This window comes from Streptococcus mitis, assembly GCF_002096845.1.
Taxonomy (GTDB): Bacteria; Bacillota; Bacilli; order Lactobacillales; family Streptococcaceae; genus Streptococcus; species Streptococcus mitis_A.
Genome location: NZ_NCVK01000004.1, coordinates 9,446 through 32,974 on the forward strand (window position 1 = coordinate 9,446; position 23,529 = coordinate 32,974).

General features: G+C 42.3%; 25 protein-coding genes. 19 read left to right on the plus strand and 6 right to left on the minus strand.

All coding sequences use genetic code 11. The features are described from left to right. The 3 genes from B7695_RS11030 to B7695_RS01140 form a co-directional block, all read left to right on the plus strand. A partial coding sequence (locus B7695_RS11030; RefSeq protein ID WP_419991784.1) for an ABC transporter ATP-binding protein occupies nt 1-720 on the plus strand: 720 nt, incomplete at its 5' end. Between the two features lie 19 nt (nt 721-739). Continuing rightward, entirely contained in the window at nt 740-1,750 is a 1,011-nt protein-coding gene (locus B7695_RS01135) for an ABC transporter substrate-binding protein (RefSeq protein WP_084889378.1), read from the plus strand. Then, nucleotides 1,731-2,423 carry an alpha/beta hydrolase-fold protein gene (locus B7695_RS01140; protein WP_084889379.1) on the plus strand — a complete coding sequence of 231 codons (693 nt, stop codon included), beginning with the start codon at nt 1,731-1,733 and terminating at the stop codon, nt 2,421-2,423. The genes B7695_RS01135 and B7695_RS01140 overlap by 20 nt, the downstream gene beginning before the upstream one ends. 43 nt (nt 2,424-2,466) lie before the next feature. On the opposite strand, the gene B7695_RS01145 is transcribed toward B7695_RS01140, so the two are convergent. Continuing rightward, on the minus strand, nt 2,467-3,216 hold the full coding sequence (locus B7695_RS01145) for a lysophospholipid acyltransferase family protein (protein ID WP_084889380.1): 750 nt from the start codon (nt 3,214-3,216) through the stop codon (nt 2,467-2,469). Nucleotides 3,217-3,348: 132 nt separating this feature from the next. Here B7695_RS01145 and B7695_RS01150 point away from each other — a divergent pair, with 132 nt between their 5' ends. The 6 genes from B7695_RS01150 to B7695_RS01175 all read left to right on the plus strand — a co-directional run bounded on the left by B7695_RS01150 (nt 3,349) and on the right by B7695_RS01175 (nt 10,458). After that, nucleotides 3,349-5,685: a cation-translocating P-type ATPase gene (locus B7695_RS01150; protein ID WP_084889423.1), complete on the plus strand. Its 2,337-nt coding sequence runs from the start codon at nt 3,349-3,351 to the stop codon at nt 5,683-5,685. Nucleotides 5,686-5,787: 102 nt separating this feature from the next. Further along, entirely contained in the window at nt 5,788-6,465 is a 678-nt protein-coding gene (locus B7695_RS01155; RefSeq protein ID WP_084889381.1) for a tRNA (adenine(22)-N(1))-methyltransferase, read from the plus strand. Then, nucleotides 6,452-7,249, plus strand: a complete 798-nt coding sequence (locus B7695_RS01160; RefSeq protein WP_084889382.1) for a Nif3-like dinuclear metal center hexameric protein — start codon at nt 6,452-6,454, stop codon at nt 7,247-7,249. The genes B7695_RS01155 and B7695_RS01160 overlap by 14 nt, the downstream gene beginning before the upstream one ends. 16 nt (nt 7,250-7,265) lie before the next feature. Then, complete coding sequence (locus B7695_RS01165) at nt 7,266-8,369, plus strand: NAD(P)/FAD-dependent oxidoreductase (RefSeq protein WP_084889383.1); 1,104 nt, start codon at nt 7,266-7,268, stop codon at nt 8,367-8,369. Between the two features lie 102 nt (nt 8,370-8,471). Then, a complete protein-coding gene (gene galE / locus B7695_RS01170; protein WP_084889384.1) occupies nt 8,472-9,491 on the plus strand; it encodes a UDP-glucose 4-epimerase GalE in 1,020 nt (339 codons plus the stop codon). Nucleotide 9,492: 1 nt separating this feature from the next. Beyond that, nucleotides 9,493-10,458, plus strand: coding sequence for a glycosyltransferase family 2 protein (locus B7695_RS01175; protein WP_084889385.1), 966 nt, complete (start codon nt 9,493-9,495; stop codon nt 10,456-10,458). A gap of 50 nt (nt 10,459-10,508) precedes the next feature. Here the strand turns inward: B7695_RS01175 and B7695_RS01180 are convergent, their stop codons facing one another. Next, nucleotides 10,509-10,715, minus strand: coding sequence for a ferredoxin (locus B7695_RS01180; RefSeq protein ID WP_000705155.1), 207 nt, complete (start codon nt 10,713-10,715; stop codon nt 10,509-10,511). 45 nt (nt 10,716-10,760) lie between these two features. Between B7695_RS01180 and B7695_RS01185 the strand changes: the two genes are divergently transcribed. The 8 genes from B7695_RS01185 (at nt 10,761) to B7695_RS01220 (ending at nt 16,337) form a co-directional block, all read left to right on the plus strand. Next, nucleotides 10,761-11,231, plus strand: a complete 471-nt coding sequence (locus B7695_RS01185) for an SAG1386/EF1546 family surface-associated protein (RefSeq protein ID WP_192855703.1) — start codon at nt 10,761-10,763, stop codon at nt 11,229-11,231. Between the two features lie 8 nt (nt 11,232-11,239). Next, nucleotides 11,240-11,911 carry a (d)CMP kinase gene (gene cmk, locus B7695_RS01190; protein ID WP_084889387.1) on the plus strand — a complete coding sequence of 224 codons (672 nt, stop codon included), beginning with the start codon at nt 11,240-11,242 and terminating at the stop codon, nt 11,909-11,911. Between the two features lie 130 nt (nt 11,912-12,041). Further along, on the plus strand, nt 12,042-12,380 hold the full coding sequence (locus tag B7695_RS01195; protein ID WP_001061590.1) for a zinc ribbon domain-containing protein YjdM: 339 nt from the start codon (nt 12,042-12,044) through the stop codon (nt 12,378-12,380). A gap of 2 nt (nt 12,381-12,382) precedes the next feature. After that, a complete protein-coding gene (locus B7695_RS01200; protein WP_084889388.1) occupies nt 12,383-13,012 on the plus strand; it encodes a Pr6Pr family membrane protein in 630 nt (209 codons plus the stop codon). A gap of 124 nt (nt 13,013-13,136) precedes the next feature. After that, on the plus strand, nt 13,137-14,288 hold the full coding sequence (locus B7695_RS01205) for an MFS transporter (RefSeq protein ID WP_084889389.1): 1,152 nt from the start codon (nt 13,137-13,139) through the stop codon (nt 14,286-14,288). Nucleotides 14,289-14,385: 97 nt separating this feature from the next. Further along, entirely contained in the window at nt 14,386-15,135 is a 750-nt protein-coding gene (truA, locus tag B7695_RS01210; protein WP_084889390.1) for a tRNA pseudouridine(38-40) synthase TruA, read from the plus strand. Beyond that, nucleotides 15,125-15,898, plus strand: a complete 774-nt coding sequence (locus B7695_RS01215) for a bifunctional hydroxymethylpyrimidine kinase/phosphomethylpyrimidine kinase (protein WP_084889391.1) — start codon at nt 15,125-15,127, stop codon at nt 15,896-15,898. The genes truA and B7695_RS01215 overlap by 11 nt, the downstream gene beginning before the upstream one ends. Further along, a complete protein-coding gene (locus B7695_RS01220; protein WP_084889392.1) occupies nt 15,876-16,337 on the plus strand; it encodes an ECF transporter S component in 462 nt (153 codons plus the stop codon). The genes B7695_RS01215 and B7695_RS01220 overlap by 23 nt, the downstream gene beginning before the upstream one ends. 201 nt (nt 16,338-16,538) lie before the next feature. Here the strand turns inward: B7695_RS01220 and B7695_RS01230 are convergent, their stop codons facing one another. From B7695_RS01230 to murT, 3 genes are all read right to left on the minus strand, one after another. After that, nucleotides 16,539-17,621: a M24 family metallopeptidase gene (locus B7695_RS01230; protein ID WP_084889393.1), complete on the minus strand. Its 1,083-nt coding sequence runs from the start codon at nt 17,619-17,621 to the stop codon at nt 16,539-16,541. A 128-nt stretch (nt 17,622-17,749) separates the two neighbouring features. Further along, a complete protein-coding gene (gatD, locus tag B7695_RS01235) occupies nt 17,750-18,532 on the minus strand; it encodes a lipid II isoglutaminyl synthase subunit GatD (RefSeq protein WP_084889394.1) in 783 nt (260 codons plus the stop codon). Next, the gene (gene murT / locus B7695_RS01240; protein WP_084889395.1) at nt 18,532-19,875 is read right to left on the minus strand and encodes a lipid II isoglutaminyl synthase subunit MurT; all 1,344 of its coding nucleotides are present in this window, start codon (nt 19,873-19,875) and stop codon (nt 18,532-18,534) included. The genes gatD and murT overlap by 1 nt, the downstream gene beginning before the upstream one ends. Before the next feature lie 46 nt (nt 19,876-19,921). Between murT and B7695_RS11325 the strand changes: the two genes are divergently transcribed. Continuing rightward, nucleotides 19,922-20,083 (plus strand): hypothetical protein, encoded by a 162-nt coding sequence (locus B7695_RS11325; protein WP_084889396.1) that lies wholly within the window; start codon nt 19,922-19,924, stop codon nt 20,081-20,083. A gap of 42 nt (nt 20,084-20,125) precedes the next feature. Here the strand turns inward: B7695_RS11325 and B7695_RS01250 are convergent, their stop codons facing one another. Next, on the minus strand, nt 20,126-21,442 hold the full coding sequence (locus B7695_RS01250) for an FAD-containing oxidoreductase (protein ID WP_084889397.1): 1,317 nt from the start codon (nt 21,440-21,442) through the stop codon (nt 20,126-20,128). A gap of 329 nt (nt 21,443-21,771) precedes the next feature. Here B7695_RS01250 and cshA point away from each other — a divergent pair, with 329 nt between their 5' ends. Further along, nucleotides 21,772-23,334 (plus strand): degradosome RNA helicase CshA, encoded by a 1,563-nt coding sequence (cshA, locus tag B7695_RS01255; RefSeq protein ID WP_084889398.1) that lies wholly within the window; start codon nt 21,772-21,774, stop codon nt 23,332-23,334. Nucleotides 23,335-23,529: the final 195 nt, after the last annotated feature.

The window sequence follows — 23,529 nt, forward strand, 5'->3', positions numbered from 1 at the left end:
AAACACAAAATAACCGAGGAATTCGCTCAAATTAATGAGCGATTCCTCGGTTTTCACTTTATTAAAAGTAAGAGACCTATTTTTTCAGTGGACTCGCTTAAACTCCTCTATCGTCAGGAAAAGGCAGACAAAGGTTTGATAAGCCTAGATGGAAAGCCTCTGGAACAATGGAGGCTCAAAGAAACAGCCAAGCAAATGGCGGTCGTTACCCAGTTTAATCAATTGCAGTTTGATTGTACAGTTGAGGAAATCGTCTTGCTGGGAAGAACTCCCCATCTCTCTTTTTTACAGAAGGAAAAGGAAAGGGATTACGCTCTCGTTCAAGATGCCCTCGTTAAGGTGGATATGCTTGAGAAGAAAACTCGTCTCTATTCGTCTCTGTCAGGGGGAGAGAAACAGCGGGTCTTACTAGCCCGTGCCTTAGCGCAAGAACCGACTCTCTTACTCCTAGACGAACCAACCAATCACCTGGATATCAAGTATCAGTTAGACTTGTTGGCCATTGTGAAGGAGCTCAAGGTCAATGTTCTAGCTGTTCTGCATGATATTCAACTTGCTTGTCGCTATTCGGATTATCTCTATCTAATGAAAGAGGGAGAAATCCTTTACCAAGGGACTCCAAAGGAGACCGTCACCCCTGATTCATTGCAAACTGTATACGGAGTTCAAAGTCAGGTGACTTGGACCGAGGATCAGCAAGCCATGATTCACTATTTATAAAAATGAAAAGGAAAATAAGATGAAAAAAACACTAAGCATTTTACTGGTAACAGTAGCTACCTTAACTTTGGCAGCTTGTGGTAACACTACTACAGAAAAAGCTACCACACAATCAAGCGCAGCAACAAGTCAAAAGGCTAACGCAGAGACGACTTATCCGCTAACTATCAAAACTTATGATGCTAAGGGAAATGAAGTCGAACAAGTTTTTGACAAGGCACCTGAAAAAGTTATCACCAACAATCTTTCAACCACTGAAATCTTATTGGAGTTGGGGTTGAAGGATAAAATTGTTGGCATGCTCAATCCAGACAATGCTGTGATGGACAAATACAAGGACGCGATTGCGACTATTCCTCAAATTGGGGATAAAAAAACAGTCTCACAAGAGACAGTCCTTTCTTATGAGCCAGACGCTGTGATGGGTCGAAACATGATGTTTTCTGAAAAATCCTTGGGGACAGTTAGCACTTGGAATGAAAATAAAATCCCAGTTTATACACAAAAAGCCTCTCTCTCAACGATTCAGCAAGATTTGGGGAATATCGTAGAAGATGTCAAAAATCTTGGAATGATTTTTAATGTTCAGGACAAGGCTAATGAATACGCGACCCAATTACAAACTAAAATTGACGCTGTTAAGAAAGCAAACCCAGCAAGCCAAGGTGAAAAGAAAAAGGCTTTGATTATGGTTGCTTATAATGATGAAACCTTTGGTGCCTACAAGTCTGCTTTGCAAGAAAGTTTGCTGAACCAACTTGGTTATACAAACGTTGCTACGGGGACATCGGGCTTGACCTTGGAAAACCTCGTGTCAATGGATCCTGAATTGATTATCTATGTAACCAGCGACCGCAATAAAAAATTGGATGAAAAAGCAGTAGAGTTGATGAAGGCAAATGCTGTTTTGGAAAGCGTTCCTGCTATTAAGAATCAAAAAATCATGACTATTTCTTACGATGAGTTGATGGATTATGGTCCAGCAGTGATTGATTCCCTTGAGAAAATCAATGACTTTATCAATAAATAATGAGTTTGATTGGGAAGGAATTCAAGTCAAAATCAGCCTTCCTTCTAACTACGACCCCAATCAAACTTATCCGGCTATTTTATTGAATGATGGAAACTTGGATTTCCTATCGTCCCTTTCCGAATCTGTGATTTTAGTGGGCTTGACCTCTAAAAATCGCTTAGATGACTACACTCCCTGGGTGACATCGGCTCTGAGAGATGGATTTTCAGATTTTGGAGGTCAGGCCAATGTCTATCATGATCATTTATTTGGAGGTCTTTTAGACAAGTTGCAGTCGCTTTATCGACTGGATGAAAATCGCCTTGCTTATGGAGGTTATTCACTAGGTGGTTTGGCGGCAGTATACAGTCTTTTCAGCTTTGACAAGGTTTCCTGTGTCTTTTCGATCTGCGGTTCCTTTTGGTATCCTGATTTTGTGACTTACTGCAAGGCAGAGACAGTGAAAAATCTAGACTGTTTGCTGTATTTACAGAATGGTCAATCAGAAGGAGCACACCATACTAATCGCTTGGCTCAAGCACCAACCTATGCTGAGCAGATTCATACCAGTCTTCAGAAACGCTATCCGAACGGTCAGTTTGTCTTTGATTCTTATGGACACCATGAACAAGTGGATGAGCGATTTCTAGCCTTTTCCAGCTGGTTGGCCCAAAAATGGAAAATCGAATAAAAGATTTATCCCTTGGCTTTTGCCAAGGGATTGTTGTATTTATTTAACCAAGTTTTTCTCTCTTTTTATCTGGATTCCATACGAAGCTTGCGATAAAGCTAAAGATGATAGTTAGGATAGCGAGGATAATCGCAAGGATGAGGGCAGGAATGCGGATAAACCACCAGAGTGGATTTGGTTTTTTATCGTTGTGCCATTGTTTCGTTTCTTGGTCCAAACGTTGGAATTCTGTTTGGATACGATTGGCGACTGTTTCAATGCCTTCATCATTCATTTTCTTGATATCTGAGATATCGATTGGATTTCCAAAGTTCATATCGACACGTTCGCGGCTAACCAAGCCTTTTAAGGTCATAGGACCTGTATAGGTAACCGGCATGATACGAACCTTGGCCATTTTGGCAATTAGAGCTACGCCACCCTTGACATCGTTTGAGTGACGGCTACCACTTGGAAACATGATGAGAGAGCGATCACTTTTTTTAAGAACATTGATAGGGTATTTGATGGCTGAGGCGCTAGGATTTTCCCGGTCGATGGGAAAGGCACCACACATACGAATCCACCAACCAAATATACGGTTGGCAAAGAGTTCTTTTTTGGCCATAAAGATAAACTGTTTTGGTTTGGTCGCAAAGGCCATGTAAACAGGATCCCACCAGGTGCGGTGAGGTGCAACCAGAATATAATTTTCATCTTGATTAGGAATTTTATCAGTATTATGATAGTGGGCATTGCCATTGATGGACCATAGGAGCAAGACAACCAATCCACGTAAATAAGTATAAAACATGCGGTCTCCTTCGATTATTTTCTTGTTATTATTATACCTTATCAAAGGAGGGCTGGCAAACTTTTCCCTTAACTAGGTGTATATTTGGGATGAGATTAGAATTCTTTTAGAAAAAATGATATGATAGAGTTTATGGATAAAAATAAGATTATGGGATTAACCCAAAGAGAAGTCGAGGAAAGACAGGCTAAGGGCTTGGTCAATGATTTTACTGCATCGGCCAGTACCAGCACTTGGCAAATCGTTAAACGAAATGTCTTTACCCTTTTTAACGCTTTGAACTTTGCCATTGCTTTGGCCCTTGCCTTTGTGCAGGCTTGGAGCAATCTGGTCTTCTTCGCTGTTATCTGCTTTAACGCTTTTTCTGGGATTGTGACCGAGCTGCGGGCTAAACACATGGTGGACAAGCTTAATCTCATGACCAAGGAAAAGGTCAAGACTATTCGTGATGGCCAAGAAGTGGCTCTGAATCCTGAAGAATTGGTGCTAGGAGATGTCATTCGTCTGTCTGCCGGAGAGCAGATTCCCAGTGATGCCTTGGCTTTGGAAGGCTTTGCGGAAGTCAATGAAGCCATGTTGACGGGGGAAAGTGATTTGGTGAAAAAGGAAGTGGATGCCTTGCTTTTGTCAGGAAGTTTCCTAGCTAGTGGGTCAGTTTTAGCTCAAGTTCACCATGTCGGTGCAGACAACTATGCTGCCAAACTCATGCTGGAAGCCAAGACCGTTAAACCGATCAACTCTCGTATCATGAAATCGCTGGACAAGCTAGCAGGTTTTACTGGGAAGATTATCATTCCTTTTGGTCTGGCTCTCTTGCTAGAAGCTTTGATTTTAAAAGGCTTGCCTCTTAAGTCATCCGTTGTAAATTCGTCGACAGCTCTTTTAGGAATGTTGCCCAAGGGAATCGCCCTTTTGACCATTACTTCGCTCTTGACTGCGGTGATTAAGCTTGGTTTGAAAAAGGTCTTGGTGCAGGAGATGTATTCTGTTGAGACCTTGGCGCGCGTGGACATGCTCTGTCTGGACAAGACGGGCACCATCACCCAAGGAAAGATGCAGGTGGAGGCTGTTCTTCCACTGACCCAAGAATATGGTGAGCAAGTGATTGCCAGCATCTTGGCCAGCTATATGGCCCATAGTGAGGATAAAAATCCAACAGCTCAAGCTATTCGCCAGCGATTCCAAGGTCAAGTAGCCTATCCTATGCTTTCCAATCTCCCCTTCTCAAGCGACCGCAAGTGGGGAGCCATGGAGTTAGAAGGTTTGGGAACAGTTTTCTTAGGGGCGCCTGAGATGTTGCTGGACTCTGAGGTCCCTGAAGCCAGAGAGGCCTTGGAGAGAGGTTCACGTGTCTTGGTCTTGGCTTTCAGTCAGGAAAAACTGGACCATCATAAACCACAGAAACCTTCTGATATTCAGGCTCTGGCCTTGCTGGAAATCTTGGATCCGATACGAGAAGGAGCAGCAGAGACGCTGGACTATCTCCGTTCTCAGGAAGTGGGTCTTAAGATTATCTCTGGTGACAATCCAGTTACGGTGTCCAGCATTGCCCAGAAGGCTGGTTTTGTGGACTACCATAGCTATATAGATTGTTCAAAAATCACTGATGAAGAATTGATTGCTATGGCTGAAGAGACAGCTATTTTCGGACGTGTTTCCCCTCATCAAAAGAAACTCATCATTCAAACGCTGAAAAAAGCAGGGCATACAACAGCTATGACAGGGGACGGGGTAAATGATATTCTGGCCCTTCGTGAGGCGGATTGTTCCATCGTAATGGCGGAAGGGGATCCAGCGACTCGTCAGATTGCCAATCTGGTTCTCTTGAACTCTGACTTTAATGATGTTCCTGAGATTCTCTTTGAAGGTCGTCGTGTGGTCAATAACATTGCCCATATTGCACCGATTTTCTTGATAAAAACCATCTATTCCTTCCTCTTAGCAGTCATCTGTATTGCCAGTGCTTTACTAGGTCGGTCTGAATGGATTTTGATTTTTCCTTTCATTCCGATTCAAATTACCATGATTGACCAGTTCGTGGAAGGTTTCCCACCATTTGTTCTAACTTTTGAGCGAAATATCAAACCTGTTGAACCAAACTTCCTCAGAAAATCCATGCTTCGTGCCCTACCAAGTGCTCTTATGGTCGTCTTCAGCGTTCTATTTGTCAAAATCTTTGGGGTTAGCCAAGGCTGGTCTGAAATAGAAATCTCAACCCTCCTCTATTATCTCTTGGGGTCAATTGGTTTCTTATCCGTATTTAGAGCCTGCATGCCATTCACGCTTTGGCGTGTCCTCTTGATTGTCTGGTCAGTAGGAGGCTTCCTAGCTACAGCTCTCTTCCCAAGGATTCAAAAACTACTTGAAATTTCGACCTTGACAGGACAAACGCTACCTGTTTATGGTGTTATGATGTTGGTCTTTACGGTAATTTTCATCCTGACCAGTCGCTATCAAGCTAGAAAATAAAGACAGACTGCAATCTGTGGATTGTGGTCTTTTTTAGCTGCAAGATAGCTAGCTGAAATGTGGTATAATAAGAGGGAATAGAGTTTTGGAAAGTGAGAGAAGATGATTTCAAAGAGATTAGAATTGGTAGCTTCCTTTGTGCCACAGGGAACCATTTTACTAGATGTGGGGAGTGACCATGCTTATCTGCCTATCGAGTTGATTGAAAGAGGACAGATCGAAAGCGCCATTGCAGGTGAGGTTGTGGAAGGTCCCTACCAATCTGCAGTCAAAAATGTTGAGGCGCACGGCCTAAAGGAGAAAATCCAAGTCCGTTTAGCAAATGGATTAGCAGCTTTTGAAGAGGCAGATCAAGTATCGGTCATCACCATTGCTGGTATGGGTGGTCGTTTGATTGCTAGGATTTTAGAAGAAGGCTTGGACAAGTTAGCTAATGTAGAGCGTTTGATTCTCCAGCCCAATAATCGTGAAGACGACTTGCGTATCTGGTTGCAGGACTACGGTTTTCAGATTGTAGCCGAAAGCATCTTAGAAGAAGCTGGCAAGTTTTACGAGATTTTGGTGGTGGAAGCTGGACAAATGAAGTTATCAGCCAGCGATGTCCGCTTTGGTCCTTTTTTGTCCAAAGAAGTCAGCCCAGTCTTTGTCCAAAAATGGCAAAAAGAAGCTGTTAAGCTAGAGTTTGCCCTCGGACAAGTCCCAGAAAAAAATCTGGAGGAACGTCAAGTTCTAGCAGATAAAATTCAAGCCATCAAGGAGGTGCTCCATGTTAGCAAGTGAAGTGATTAAAGCGTATGAAGCTTTTTGCCCTCAGGAATTTTCTATGGAAGGAGACAGTCGCGGCTTGCAAATTGGCACTTTGGACAAGGATATCCAAAGAGTCATGATTGCTCTCGATATTCGTGAAGAAACGGTGGCTGAAGCCATTGAAAAGGGTGTGGATTTGATTATTGTCAAGCACGCACTGATTTTCCGTCCCATCAAGGATTTGGTAGCTAGCCGTCCGCAAAATCAGATTTACATTGATCTCATCAAGCATGACATTGCAGTTTATGTCAGCCATACCAATATTGACATCGTTGAAAATGGCCTCAATGACTGGTTCTGCCAGATGCTAGGAATCGAGGAGACGACTTATCTACAGGAGACAGGTCCTGAACGTGGAATTGGACGTATTGGGAATGTTCAGCCTCAGACATTTGGGGAAATGGCCCAACATGTCAAGCAAGTCTTTGGCCTAGATAGCCTTCGAACGGTGCATTATCAAGAGAATGACTTGCAGAAGCCTATTTCAAGAGTGGCCATCTGTGGTGGTAGCGGGCAGTCTTTCTATAAGGATGCTTTGGCAAAGGGGGCAGATGTTTATATCACTGGTGACATCTACTACCACACTGCCCAGGATATGTTGTCTGATGGCTTGTTGGCGTTGGACCCAGGCCACTATATCGAAGTGCTTTTTGTGGAAAAAATTGCAGAGCTCCTTAATCAGTGGAAAGAGGAAAAAGGCTGGACTATCGATATTGTACCTAGTCAAGCATCGACCAATCCTTTCCACCATATCTAGTTAGAAAGTGAAAACAATGAAAAAAGTTGCCATTATCGGAGCAGGGATTGTAGGTGCAACAGCTGCCTACTACCTCTCTAAAGAAAGTGACCTAGAGGTGACCGTTTTTGACCATGGACAAGGTCAAGCTACCAAGGCCGCAGCAGGAATTATCAGTCCTTGGTTTTCCAAACGCCGCAATAAGGCCTGGTACAAAATGGCGCGCTTGGGGGCTGACTTTTATGTGGATTTATTAACTGATTTAGAAAAGTTAGGGCAAGAAATTGATTTTTACCAGCGTTCGGGAGTCTTTCTCCTGAAAAAGGATGAAACTAAGTTGGAAGAACTCTATCAACTAGCCCTCCAGCGTAGAGAAGAATCTCCTTTGATAGGGCAATTAGCCATTCTGGACCAAGCATCAGCTAATGAATTATTCCCTAGCTTACAGGAATTTGACCGCCTACTCTATGCTTCTGGTGGAGCGAGAGTAGATGGTCAACTCTTAGTGACTCGTTTGCTAGAAGCCAGTCAGGTCAAGCTGGTCAAAGAAAAAGTGACTCTGACACCTTTAGCATCAGGTTACCAGATTGACGAAGAGGTGTTTGATCAGGTTATTTTGGCGACGGGAGCTTGGTTGGGGGATATGTTAGAACCCTTGGGTTATGCTGTGGATGTCCGTCCTCAAAAAGGACAACTCCGAGATTATCAGCTGGCCCAAGACATGGAAGCTTACCCTGTGGTTATGCCAGAAGGGGAGTGGGATTTGATTCCTTTTGCAGGTGGGAAATTATCCCTAGGCGCTACTCATGAAAATGACATGGGATTTGATTTGACGGTAGATGAAACCTTGCTCCAGCAAATGGAGGAGGTGGCCTTGCATCATTATCCAGTTTTATCTAAAGCGACTTCAAGAACTGAGCGTGTGGGAATCCGTGCCTACACCCGTGATTTCTCTCCTTTCTTTGGGCAGGTGCCAGAATTGGCAGGTGTCTATGCAGCCAGTGGACTAGGTTCATCAGGCCTCACAACTGGTCCTATCATTGGCTACCATCTAGCTCAACTGATCCAAGGCAAGGAGTTGACCTTGGACCCTCTAAACTACCCAATTGAAAACTATGTCAAACGAGTAAAAAATGAATAAGCATTTTACTGAAATTTTAGTCTCCCCTCTAGGATGGCAAATGACATTCCCTATCAAAAATGGTAAAATAAGAAAAAATAATCCGAGAATCGAGGAAAGAAGATGCAAGAAAAGATTTTAGTAACGGGTGGAGCAGGTTTTATCGGAACCCACACTGTTATTGAGTTAATCCAAGCAGGTCATCAGGTTGTTGTGGTGGATAACCTTGTTAACAGCAACCGTAAAAGTTTAGAAGTTGTTGAGAGAATTACAGGAGTTGAAGTGCCTTTCTATGAGGCTGATATCCGTGATACAGATACTCTTCGTTACATTTTCAAACAAGAAGAACCAACAGGGGTCATTCACTTTGCTGGTTTGAAGGCTGTCGGTGAATCTACTCGTATCCCTCTTGCCTACTATGACAACAATATAGCTGGGACTGTTAGCCTTTTGAAAGCTATGGAAGAAGCCAACTGTAAAAACATCATTTTCAGTTCTTCTGCTACAGTTTACGGAGATCCGCACACAGTACCCATCTTGGAAGATTTCCCACTTTCAGTGACCAATCCATATGGTCGCACTAAGCTTATGCTTGAGGAAATTTTGACCGATATTTACAAAGCAGACTCAGAATGGAATGTGGTCTTGCTTCGTTACTTTAACCCAATCGGAGCCCATGAGAGTGGTGATTTGGGAGAAAATCCAAACGGTATTCCAAATAACCTCTTGCCATATGTGACTCAAGTAGCCGTTGGAAAATTAGAGCAGGTGCAAGTGTTTGGAGACGATTACGATACGGAAGACGGAACTGGTGTTCGTGACTATATCCACGTTGTTGATTTGGCTAAAGGTCACGTTGCAGCTCTACAAAAAATCCAAAAAGGTTCAGGCCTAAACATTTATAACCTTGGAACAGGTAAAGGCTACTCAGTTCTTGAAATTATCCAAAACATGGAAAAAGCAGTGGGACGTCCTATTCCTTACCGCATTGTAGAACGTCGCCCAGGTGATATCGCAGCCTGCTATTCAGATCCTGCAAAAGCCAAAGCAGAACTCGGTTGGGAAGCAGAACTCGACATCACCCAAATGTGTGAAGACGCATGGCGTTGGCAAAGCAAGCATCCAAATGGATTCGAAGACTAAGATGGTGATATCAATCATTGTCCCCTGTTTAAACGAAGAGGAAGTACTTCCTCTTTTTTATCAGGCTTTGGAATCCTTAATTCCTGACTTGGGAGCAAAACTCGAGTATGTCTTTGTCGATGATGGATCGAGTGATGGGACCTTGGAACTCTTAAAGGCCTATCGAGAGCAAAATCCGGCAGTTCATTATATTTCTTTCTCGCGAAATTTTGGCAAAGAAGCAGCCCTCTATGCAGGCTTGCAATATGCGACAGGAGATTTGGTGGTGGTGATGGATGCAGACCTCCAGGATCCTCCTAGTATGTTGCTTGAGATGAAAAATTTACTAGACCAGAATGCAGATTTGGACTGCGTAGGAACACGGAGAACCAGTCGGGAGGGAGAACCCTTCTTTCGTAGTTTCTGTGCTGATATCTTTTACCGCCTTATGCAAAAAATTAGTCCAGTAGCCTTGCCGTCAGGTGTCCGTGATTTTCGCATGATGAGAAGGTCTGTGGTCGATGCCATTTTAGCTTTGACCGAGTCCAATCGTTTTTCAAAGGGGCTCTTTGCCTGGGTGGGTTTTAAAACCCACTATCTGGACTATCCAAATGTCGAAAGGCAGGCTGGCAAGACCAGTTGGAGTTTTAGGCAACTCTTTTTCTACTCCATTGAGGGTATTGTCAATTTTTCAGACTTTCCCTTGATTATAGCTTTTGTTTCAGGTCTTCTATCTTGTTTCATTTCTCTGCTTATGACCTTTTTTGTTGTGGTTCGGACTCTCATTTTGAGCAATCCGACATCTGGTTGGACATCTCTGATGGCTGTTATTCTCTTTCTTGGAGGCATTCAACTTTTGACCATTGGGATTCTCGGAAAGTATATTAGTAAGATCTATCTAGAGACTAAAAAAAGACCACTTTATCTCATCAAAGAAAAAAGCGACCTTCCTGATTTTACAGAAAAAAATAAAGTGAAAAGACTATAATTTTACATGGAAATGTGCTAAACTAGAGGGAGTGGGTTATCGCCATTGATTTAGGCTTCCTGGTTTCCAATTAGGGCGCGAGTTGGGCAATTTTTAACAGCCTCTAAGACATCCTGACTAGGAGAAATTTCTTTTTCCAGTTGGTCAGGGTCATCGTAAAAACGCACGATTCCATTATCGTGGTAATCAAATAAATCAGAATAAGTTTGGCAAAGCCCACAGGCGATACATCGTTCAGGTATAAGTGTGATTTTCATATTTATATTGTAATAAGAAAAGTAAAAAAAAACAAGGAGTAAGGTATGGCAAAAGAACCGTGGGAAGAAGATATTTATGAAAATCAAGAAGAAACAAGATCAGACCGTCGTTCGCGATCACAGGGTGGTGGAGTTATAGCGAATCGTATCTTGACTATTTTAGCTAGTATTTTCTTTGTGATTGTAGTCGTAATGATCATTGTTCTCATCTATCTTTCATCAGGTGGGAGTAATCGCACAGCGGCCTTGAAAGATTTTCATGATTCTGATGCAAATGTAGTACAGATTTCATCATCTAGTAGTTTCCAGCCTGAACAGAGTTCAGAATCTTCTTCTGAACACTCGGAGGAAGCTACAGATCCAGAAGGGACGACAAAAGTCTTAGCTGGAGAAGGAGAAGCAGCCATTGCAGCTCGCGCTGGGATTTCGATTGCTCAGTTAGAGGCCTTAAATCCTGGGCATATGGCTACAGGATCTTGGTTTGCTAATCCAGGTGATGTTGTCAAAATAAAATAGGAGTTGATATGAAAACAATTCAAATTGCTATTGACGGCCCTGCTTCAAGTGGTAAGAGTACGGTCGCAAAGATCATTGCCAAGGATTTTGGATACACCTACCTAGATACAGGTGCTATGTATCGTGCAGCTACCTATATGGCTCTCAAGAACCAGTTAGGAGTAGAAGAAGTTGAAGCACTTCTAGCCTTATTGGACCAGCATCCAATCAGTTTTGGGCGCTCAGAAACTGGAGAACAGCTTGTCTTTGTAGGAGATGTGGATATTACCCATCCCATTCGTGAGAATGAAGTGACCAATCATGTTTCAGCCATTGCGGCAATTCCTGAAGTGCGTGAGAAACTAGTTTCTCTCCAACAAGAGATTGCCCAGCAAGGTGGAATTGTCATGGATGGTCGTGATATTGGAACGGTTGTATTACCACAAGCAGAAATGAAAATTTTCCTAGTAGCTTCGGTAGATGAACGAGCAGAACGCCGTTACAAGGAAAATATTGCCAAGGGAATTGAAACAGACCTTGAAACCCTAAAAGAGGAAATTGCTGCGCGTGACTACAAGGATAGTCATCGTGAGACTTCTCCACTCAAACAAGCAGAGGATGCAGTTTACCTTGATACAACAGGTTTGAACATTCAAGAAGTAGTTGAAAAAATCAAAGCAGAAGCTGAAAAAAGAATGTAAATATAGAAAAGCCGATAGATTGATATCGGTTTTTTTCTAAATTTGTCAAAATGCTGATTTTAGGGTATAATAGTTGCTGTTCGAGAAATTTTGATTTTCAAAGAATAGTGAATGATGATAAGGAGAAACTATGAACAACTTACCAAATTGCCCAAAATGTAACTCAGAGTATGTCTACGAAGACGGTGCCCTACTGGTTTGCCCAGAGTGTGCTCATGAGTGGAATCCTGCTGAAGTTGCAGAAGTAGAAGAAGGCCTTGTTGCTATCGATGCCAACGGAAATAAATTGGCTGACGGTGATACAGTAACTCTCATCAAGGACTTGAAAGTAAAAGGTGCGCCAAAAGATTTGAAACAAGGGACGCGCGTGAAAAATATCCGCATCGTAGAAGGCGACCACAATATCGACTGTAAAATCGATGGCTTTGGTGCTATGAAACTTAAATCAGAGTTTGTGAAGAAAATTTAAGCATGTCAAAGCACTATAAATTTGTATTTTATAGCCGTATCTTCTTGTTTCTAGCGGCTTTTACGGGAGTTTATCTTGAAATCGCCAAGCATGGCGGATTTGGGATGCTTCTCTATTATACGGTTCTGTCAAATCTGTTAGTAGCGATTTTTACGCTCTATCTCCTAAAGGTTATGAGCCGTTTAGGTGAAAACTGGCAAAGTTCAAGCCTCTTGCGGCTAAAAGGTGGGGTCACCATGAGTATCATGATTACCTGTGTGATTTACCATTTCCTTTTAGCACCCATTGCGACTAATTTCTATACTCTAGAAAATTTCCTTTGCCACTATATCGTCCCCCTTTGGTTTTTAGCGGATACCCTCTTTTTTGACAAACAGGGTCAATACAAGATTTGGGATCCAATCGTGTGGACGATTTTACCCTTGCTATATATGATTTTTGCTCTTTTTAATGGCTTGGTACTGAAACTAGACATTCCTAATTCTAAGGTTAGTCCTTTCCCTTACTTCTTTTTGAATGTGAACAAGGGTTGGGATGTCGTGTTCAAGTGGTGTCTGATTATCTTTGTTGCCTATATGGTAGCAGGATTTATCTTCTACTTTATTAAGCAAATCAAGAGAAAGTCATCCTAAGACACAAGGGATTCATTTTCGAGTTTAAGAAGGAGTCTATACACCAAAGAGGCTTCTTCTTTTCTTGCTTGTTTGATAACTATCAAAAAAGTAGAAGATTAAGAGAAATATAGAAAGAGATTTTATGAAACAATTTTTAGAACGGGCCAGTATTTTGGCTCTCTCCCTCGTTTTGATTACCTCCTTTTCCATCTCAAGTGCCCTACCAGCCATGTTTGACTATTATCAAGGCTATCCTAAGGAACAAATTGAGCTCTTGGCGAGCTTGCCATCTTTTGGGATCATGATTATGTTACTACTAAATGGTTTTTTAGAAAAAATATTCCCTGAGCGTTTACAGATTAGTTTGGGATTGCTGATTTTATCACTGAGTGGAACAGCACCCTTTTGGTATCAAGCATATCCCTTTGTCTTTGGAACAAGGATTCTTTTTGGTTTGGGTGTTGGGATGATCAATGCCAAGGCCATTTCCATTATCAGTGAACGCTATCAAGGAAAAATGCGAATTCAGATGTTAGGGCTACGCGGTTCTGCAGAGGTTGTTGGGGCTTCTCTCATCACCTTGGCAGTCGGCCAGTTATTGGCCTTTGGTTGGACAGCTACTTTCTTAGCTTATAGTGCTGGATTTTTGGTGTTGACCCTTTATTTGCTCTTTGTCCCTTATGGAAAAGAAAAGAAAGAAGTCAAGAAAAAAACGAAGGAAGCAAGTCGTTTAACTCGAGAAATGAAAGGCTTAATTTTTACCCTAGCTATTGAAGCGGCAGTTGTAGTTTGTACCAATACGGCTATTACTATTCGTATTCCAAGTTTGATGGTGGAAAGAGGACTTGGAGATGCCCAGTTATCTAGTTTTGTCCTTAGTGTCATGCAGTTGATCGGTATTGTGGCTGGTGTGAGTTTTTCTTTCTTGATTTCTATCTTTAAAGAGAAACTGCTCCTCTGGTCGGGTATTACCTTCGGATTAGGGCAAATCGTGATTGCCCTGTCTCCATCCTTGTGGGTGGTAGTAGCAGGAAGCATTCTGGCTGGTTTTGCCTACAGTGTAGCCTTGACGACGGTCTTTCAGCTTGTCTCTGAAAGAATTCCAGCTAAACTCCTTAATCAAGCAACTTCATTTGCAGTTTTAGGCTGTAGTTTCGGAGCCTTTACGACCCCATTCGTTCTAGGTACGATTGGGTTACTAACTCACAATGGAATGTTGGTCTTCACCATTTTAGGATCATGGTTGATTGTAACCTCTATCTTTGTCATGTACCTACTTCAAAAGAGAGCTTAGGATTGATTCCTAAGTTTTTCTTTTTTAAGTTTTGTACCCAGATAGTTATGAATTTTCTAGCTTGTTATTGGATTAATTTCTTGATAAAATAGAAGTTATGACAAGATACAAAGCAACTATCTCCTATGACGGTTATGCCTTTGCTGGCTTTCAGCGCCAGCCTCATGCACGGAGCGTTCAGGAAGAAATTGAAAAAACCTTGACTAGATTGAATAAGGGGCAAGCCATCACTGCTCACGGTGCTGGTAGGACTGATAGTGGAGTTCATGCTCTGGGACAGGTGCTTCATTTTGACTTGCCCTATCAAATGGATGAGGAAAAACTTCGCTTTGCTCTGGATACCCAGTCCCCTGAAGATATTGATGTGATTTCGATTGAGCTTGTGGCGGATGATTTTCATTGTCGTTATGCCAAGCACAGCAAGACCTATGAGTTTATCGTGGATAGGGGCCGTCCTAAAAATCCCATGCGTCGTCACTATGCTACTCACTTTCCTTATCCGCTTGATGTGGAGCGGATGCAGGAAGCTGTCAAAAAGCTAGAGGGCACCCACGATTTCACAGGCTTTACAGCCTCTGGAACTAGTGTTGAAGACAAGGTTCGCACCATCACAGAAGCTAGTCTCAGGGTTGATGAGACAGGACAATTTTTGACCTTTACCTTTTCAGGAAATGGTTTCTTGTATAAACAGATTCGCAATATGGTGGGGACGCTGCTCAAAATCGGCAATAATCGCATGCCAGTAGAGCAGATTGATCTCATCTTGGAGAAAAAGGACAGGCAACTTGCAGGTCCAACAGCAGCACCAAATGGCTTGTATTTAAAGGAGATTCGTTATGAAGAATAATCGTATTTTAGCACTTTCAGGAAATGATATTTTTAGTGGTGGTGGTTTGTCAGCTGATTTGGCTACCTATACCTTGAACGGCTTGCATGGCTTTGTAGCAGTAACTTGTTTGACAGCCTTAACAGAAAAAGGATTTGAAGTCTTTCAAACTGACAATACCATTTTTCAACATGAATTAGATAGTTTGAGAGATGTGGAGTTTGGGGGAATTAAGATTGGTCTTCTACCAACTGTCAGTGTGGCTGAGAAAGCATTAGACTTTATCAAACAGCGCCCAGGTGTGCCTGTAGTATTGGACCCTGTCTTGGTTTGCAAGGAAACGCACGACGTGGCTGTCAGTGAACTCTGCCAAGAGTTGATTCGCTTTTTCCCTCATGTCAGTGTGATTACGCCTAATCTTCCTGAAGCAGAATTATTAGCTGGTCAGGAAATCAAAACCTTGGAAGACATGAAAGTTGCAGCGCAGAAATTGCATGACTTAGGCGCGCCAGCAGTCATTATCAAGGGAGGCAATCGCCTTAGTCAGGACAAGGCTGTAGATGTCTTTTATGACGGACAAACCTTTACAGTCCTAGAAAATCCTGTCATCCAAGGCCAAAATGCTGGTGCAGGTTGTACCTTTGCATCAAGCATTGCCAGTCGCTTGGTTAAAGGTGATGAACTTTTACCAGCAGTAGAAAGCTCGAAGGCTTTCGTTTACCGTGCCATTGCACAAGCAGATCAATATGGAGTAAGACAATATGAAGCAAACCAAAACAACTAAAATCGCCCTTGTATCCCTCTTAACCGCCCTTTCTGTGGTTCTAGGTTATTTCTTGAAAATCCCAACACCGACAGGCATTCTAACTCTTTTAGATGCGGGTGTCTTCTTTGCGGCCTTTTACTTTGGCAGTAAAGAGGGAGCCGTCGTTGGAGGATTAGCCGGTTTCTTGATTGATCTCTTATCAGGCTATCCTCAGTGGATGTTCTTTAGCTTGCTCAACCATGGCTTGCAGGGATTTTTCGCAGGATTTAAAGGCAAAACTCAGTGGCTAGGCCTTATCTTAGCAACGATTGCCATGGTAGGGGGTTACGCCTTGGGTTCTACATTGATGAATGGCTGGGCAGCAGCCCTACCAGAAATTTTACCAAATTTCATGCAAAATATGGTAGGGATGATTGTAGGATTTATCCTTAGTCAAAGTATCAAGAAGATTAAGTAATACTCTTCGAAAATCTCTTCAAACCACGTCAGCTTCCATCTGCAACCTCAAAACAGTGTTTTGAGCAACCTGCGGCTAGCTTCCTGGTTTGCAAGTATAAAGAGGCTGAGTAAAAAGTCTTTCGAATAAGAAAAACGCATAGTATCAGGTGTTGAAAGCTTGATACTATGCGTTTTATTGTGGGAAGATTTTCGAAAAATATTAATCAAAATAAAGCAAGTCTTTGCTGGTGCTTGTAAAGAGGTCGAAGCCATCCTTGGTAACAACACCGCAGTCTTCGATACGGACACCGACTTTACCCGGGATATAGATACCTGGTTCAACAGAGAAGCACATGCCTTCTTCGATGACCATGTCGTTTCCTTCCATGATAGATGGGAATTCGTGGACATCCATACCGATACCGTGACCGAGACGGTGGTTGAAGTACTCGCCGTAACCAGCTTTTTCGATGACTTCACGGGCAGCGCGGTCCACTTCATGGGCAGTCACACCCGGCTTGATAAAGTCAAGAGCAGCTTGTTGGGCTTCAAGAGTCAAGTTGTAAATGTCTTTCTTGAATTGCTCAGGTTTACCGACAGCGACTGTACGAGTCATATCTGAAGCATAGCCGTTGACCAGAACACCCAGGTCAAAGAGGAGAAGAGCATCATTTTCAACCTTATTAGCTGCTGGAATACCGTGTGGATTTGCAGCATTATCACCAGTCAAGACCATGGTATCAAAACTCATTTCATAGCCTTCATGTTTCATGGCAAAGTCGATTTGAGCGATGATATCTGTCTCTGTCTTATCAAGAGAAATATTATCAAAACCAACATTAACAGCCTTGTCCGCATAGAGACCTGCAACCATCATTTTTTGCACTTCATCAGCTGATTTGATGAGGCGCATGCGTTGGATACGAGGAGTGAGGTTTTCAAACTCAGCAGTCTCAAAAACGGTTTTCAAGCCATGGTATTTGGTCAAGATGAGATTGTCAAACTCAACAGCTACACGTTTGAAGTCAAGTTGTGGAAGAGCATGTTTCATTTTTTGCCATGGATTTTCAGAATCCACATAGCCCACAACTGGGAAGGAAACAGTGCTAGTAGCACGCTCAACTTCAAGGGCTGGGACAAAGAGGAGGGGTTCTTGATCCGCTAGGATAAAAAGGAACATTTGGCGTTCATGGGGATCACTGTAAAAGCCAGTGAGGTAATTAATTGTGACGGGGTCAGATACGACAGCGACGTCTAGTTTTTCTGATTCAAGATATGTTACGATTTGTTGTAATTTAGACATATGCTACCTTCTTTCTACTCCTCTATTTTGGCAAAAAATGAGAGAAAATGCAAGGGAGAAGGGTAAAAGAAAAGACAAAAAGAACTCCGACAAGATAACGGAGTTCTTTTGATATAATTTCACTTTGTTTAAGAAAAGTCAGCTTTGCTTTTGACGTCGCTGTATTCCTCAGCGATTTCTTGGCTGAGAATGTCCTCATAAGCAGGGAGTTGGATATCCTGACCATATTTCTTCTTGAGGGCAATAGTGACTAGGCGATAAGCCAGATTGGCATTACGAGAGAGGATAGGCCCGTGGAAGTAAGAACCGAAAACATTTTTATAATGCACTCCTTCGCCAACCTTTTCTTCGTTATTTCCATTTCCATAGACAACCTGTCCCAGCGGTTTTTGGTCATCCGAGAGGAAAGTACGGCCCTGGTGATTTTCAAAGCCATAGTAGGTTTCATCGAAATCTTCATTGTGAATCTTGATGTCACCGATAAAACGGTTATTGGTCTGGTTGAGGGTGTAGTGGCCCATGACCCCTAGCCCTTCGATGCGTTTGCCTGAAGCTTCAACATAATATTGACCCAATAGTTGGAAACCACCGCAGATAGCCAGAACCACACCGTCGTTTTGGATGTAGTTGTCAATGCTCTCTTTTTTAGCAGGTAAGTCGTCTGCAATGATGCTTTGTTCAAAGTCTTGGCCGCCACCGAAAAAGGCGATGTCGTAGTGATTTTCGTCAAAGTCATCATGGAGAGAAACGATGTCAACCGTCACATGGGCTCCCAGTTTTTCAGCTACATACTTGAGCATGAGAATGTTTCCATTGTCCCCGTAGGTATTCATGAGATTTCCGTAGAGGTGGGCAATGTTGAGCTGATAGGGGTAATTGCCAGCTTTTGAGGAAAGTGAAGTATAAACCATTAGTTCATCTCCTTTCTAACAATCTGACGACTAGCCAGCAGTTCGCGGAATTCCAGCATAGCAGTATAGGTAGCCAGGATATAGGCATGCTTGCAGTCTTGATTCTCAATTGTCTTAAGAACTTGTTCCAGACTACTTGTTTCAGTGATTTTCTCAGCTGGATAGCCTGTCACTCGGAGGCGACGTGCGATTTCAGAATGACGAACACCGCCAGCGTTGATTTCAGGGATGTCCATGTCAGTGATTTGTTCAAAATCAGCATCCCAGATCCAGCTGGTATCAATTCCATCTGCATAGTTGGCATTTAGGAGAACAGATAGACTAAATGGATAAGGTGCTAGTTTAATCATTTCGATAGCTTGAGTTGCACCGACTGGATTTTTAATCAAGACGAGCGTGCATTCCTTGTCACCGATATGGAAGGTTTCTTGGCGTCCAAAGACTGCACGGCTATTATCAAATCCTTGCTTGATTAGTTGTGAATCTGCACCAAGGAAACGGGCGATGGCAACCGCTGCTAGGGCGTTGTAGATATTGTAGAGACCACCGATTTGAATACCGTATTCTTGTCCGTCAATGACAAAGCGAGAGCGATTGTTGGTTAACTCAACCAATTCTGTCAAGCGATAGTCGAGATCAGGACGTTTACATCCGCAGCCTTCACAGATATAGGCACCCAAATTTGCATAAGTATTATGCTCATATTTGAGGATGCCTTGACAGTCAGGGCAGAGGATTCCTTCGGTATTATAGTGAGCCAGCTGGGCTGGACCTTTCTTCAAGTCAAAACCAAAATACTGTACAGGATTTGGAATAGCTGGCTTGTAGAAAAGTGGACTGTCTCCATTAAGGAGAACAGTGGCAGTAGGCACTTTACGAATGGCATCCAAAATCATCTTGTAAGTTGTGTAAATCTCACCATAGCGGTCCATCTGGTCACGGAAGATATTAGTGATAACAAATAGGCTTGGCTGGATATAGTCACAGATACGAGATAGACTGGCTTCGTCAATTTCGAGAACGGCAATATTTTTCCCAGTTTTAGAAGATTTGGCTGTTAAGAAGGTTGTCGCAATTCCTGTAATCATGTTGGCACCGCTTGGGTTGGTCAGAACTTGACCATAAACCTCTTTTAAAATGCCGACAGTGAGGGCAGTTGTCAAGGTTTTTCCATTGGTTCCAGTGACCACGACAATCTCGTAGTTCTTAGCTAGGTTTTGTAAAAGATCTTTATCAAATTGAAGGGCAAGTTTTCCTGGAAGCGTACTTCCACGGCCAAGACGGCTCAAGATGAAGTGAGAAGAACGCCCAGCTAGGAGGCCCAAAGTAGTTTTTAATTTCATGTTTCTATTATATCATAAAAGAGGGAAAAGACAGATTTGATACTCAATGAAAATCAAAGAGCAAACTAGGAAGCTAGCCGCAGGTTGCTCAAAACACTGTTTTGAGGTTGTAGATAAGACTGATGAAGTCAGTAACCATATCTACGGCAAGGTGAAGCTGACGTGGTTTGAAGAGATTTTCGAAGAGTATGAGATTTCGCAGAAATGAAAACAGCCCTCAGAGGGCTGTTAGATACGATTGAATCTCAACTTAAATCGCAAACAAGTCATTCAAGTTCTCAGCCAAGGTTGGGTGAGTGAAGATTTGTTTTGTGAAGTAAGTGTAAGGAATCTTGTTGTCCATAGCAACAGTGATGATGTTGATGATTTCTTGAGAACCTTCTGAGAAGATGCTTGCTCCAAGAATTTCTTTTGTTTCAGTATTAACAACAGCTTTGAAAGCTCCGCGAAGGTCTCCATTTACGTGACCACGAGGCATTGCTGCAACAGGGATTTCCTTAACGGCGTATGGAAGTTTCAAATCAGCTGCTTGGCTTTCAGTCAAACCAACTTGTGAAAGGGCAGGTGTGATAAACATGGTGTTTGGAACATTGAGACGGTCTTCAAGTGTGTAGCTACCATCTCCAGCAAGGTAGCTGTAAACAACACGGAAGTCATCAAGTGAAATGTAAGTAAATTGAAGGCCACCGTTGACATCTCCAACTGCAAAGACACCAGGAACGTTTGTTTGACAATGTTTGTCTACTTTAATAGCGCCACGTTCAGTGAGTTCAATGTCTGTATTTTCAAGTTGAAGTGGTTCTACATTTGGTTTGCGTCCAGTTGCGTAGAGAAGGGCATCGAAACGGTAAGTTTCGTTTTCAGTCACGACAAGGACTTGGTCACCGTCATTTTTAATTTCAGTAGTACGGATATTTTGAAGCAATTCAATACCGTCTTCTTCCATGTATTGTTTAGCAAGAGCTGCGATGGAAGGTTCTGCACGAGGAAGGAAAGTATCCAAGGCATCTAGAACTGTGACCTTGCTGCCAAGTTTGTTGTAAAGTCCAGCAAATTCAAGACCGATGTTTCCGCCACCAAGGACTCCAAGGTTTTCAGGCAATTTGTCCAAGTTTTGGATACCTGTTGAGTCAAAGACGTTTTTGCTTGTAGCAAGTCCTGGAATTGGCAAGACGTTTGAAACAGCACCAGTGTTGATGACGATTGTTTCAGCAGTCAGTTCTTTCTTTTCATCACCAGCTTGGATTTCGATGACTTTATTTGAAAGGAAGTGAGCTTCCGCATCAAAGATATCGACGCCTGTACCAGCAACAGTCGCATAGTTTTTACCGTTGAGGCGACCAGTGATAGTGTTTTTGGTAGCAATCACTTCTTCAAAAGACAAGTCTTTCTCAGCAGCAACTAGCAAAGTTTTAGTTGGGATACAACCAATGTTGATACAAGTTCCACCGTACATAGCTTTGCTACGTTCAATGAGGGCAACTTTTTTGCCAGCTGAAGCCAATTTACCAGCTAGTGTTTTACCAGCTTTACCAAATCCGATAACGATTAAATCATAAGTTAACATTTAGAGTTCCTCCTATTCGAATTTCATTCTAGCATAAGAAAAAAACTTTTGCACAATTCTGCTACGCTTTAAAAAAGTTTATGAAATAGTGGAAATTTCAGCCTTACTTTCTCAGAAAAATCGTTTACATGACATTATCGAAGGATTGGGCTATCTTTTGCTTCTCTCTTGTGTTATACTAGATAGGTTGCAAAGAAAACAGTACTTTTCTTTTGTGGGAAAGAAGCAACACGATTTTGTATCCAGTATATGAAAATACGTCATAAAAAGAAAAGTATAAACTAAGCCCTATAGGGTGGCTTCGCACCACCTTTAGAAAGAAGATGAACGTGAAATTTAATGAATTAAACTTGTCTGCTGATTTGCTAGCAGAGATTGAAAAAGCTGGTTTTGTAGAAGCCAGTCCGATTCAAGAACAAACTATTCCCTTGGCTCTTGAAGGTAAGGACGTTATCGGTCAAGCTCAGACTGGTACAGGAAAAACTGCAGCCTTTGGCTTGCCTACCCTTGAAAAAATCCGTACAGAAGAAGCAACTATCCAAGCCTTGGTCATCGCTCCAACTCGTGAACTCGCTGTCCAAAGTCAGGAGGAACTCTTCCGTTTTGGTCGTAGTAAGGGAGTCAAAGTTCGCTCAGTATATGGTGGATCAAGCATTGAAAAACAAATTAAGGCTCTTAAATCTGGTGCCCATATCGTGGTGGGAACACCTGGTCGCCTTTTGGACTTGATTAAACGCAGGGCCTTGAAATTACAAGATATTGAAACTCTTATCCTTGACGAAGCAGATGAAATGCTCAACATGGGTTTCCTTGAAGACATCGAAGCTATCATTTCTCGTGTCCCTGAAAACCGTCAAACTCTTCTCTTCTCAGCAACTATGCCAGATGCCATCAAACGTATCGGTGTTCAGTTTATGAAAGAACCTGAACATGTCAAGATTGCTGCTAAGGAATTGACAACAGAATTGGTTGACCAATACTATATCCGAGTTAAGGAACAAGAAAAATTTGATACCATGACTCGTCTTATGGATGTGGAACAGCCTGAGCTTGCTATCGTATTTGGTCGTACAAAACGCCGTGTGGATGAATTGACTCGTGGTTTGAAAATCCGTGGCTTCCGTGCAGAAGGAATTCATGGTGATTTGGACCAAAACAAACGTCTTCGTGTCCTTCGTGACTTTAAAAATGGCAATCTTGATGTTTTGGTTGCGACAGACGTTGCAGCGCGTGGCTTGGATATTTCAGGTGTGACTCATGTCTATAACTACGATATTCCACAAGATCCTGAAAGTTATGTTCACCGTATCGGTCGTACAGGTCGTGCTGGTAAGTCAGGTCAATCGATTACCTTTGTTGCTCCAAACGAAATGGGCTACCTTCAAATTATTGAAAACTTGACCAAGAAACGTATGAAAGGTCTTAAGCCTGCAAGCGCAGAAGAAGCCTTCCAAGCTAAAAAACAAGTAGCTCTCAAGAAAATCGAACGTGATTTTGCAGATGAGACAATCCGTGGCAACTTTGAGAAATTTGGTAAGGATGCTCGTAAGTTGGCTACTGAATTTACTCCAGAAGAATTGGCTATGTATATCTTGAGTCTGACGGTCCAAGATCCAGATAGCCTTCCAGAAGTGGAAATTGCGCGTGAAAAACCATTGCCATTTAAACCATCAGGTAATGGCTTCGGTGGTAAAGGTAAGGGAGGCCGTCGTGGAGATGACCGTCGTGATAATCGCCGTGGTAATGGTCGTCGTGATGATTTCAAAAAAGGAAGTCGTGGAAATGATCGTTTTGATAAGGAAAAACGTTACCGTAAGGATAATAAAAAACCACGCACTACTTCAAGCGAAAAGAAAACAGGCTTTGTTATTCGTAACAAGGGCGATAAATAAGAAAAAGCGGTTCAAAATGAATCGCTTTTTTATATAAGGAGACCGAATGGAAAAAGAAAGATAAATAAAATATATATATTATCTTCTTATGATATTATAATACACAAAAATAGGGAGCTTGTCAATAGAAAAGAAGCAATTTAATTAAAAATATTCTTGTTTTTTCAAATTGCAATTAAATAAGCAATTTTCAGA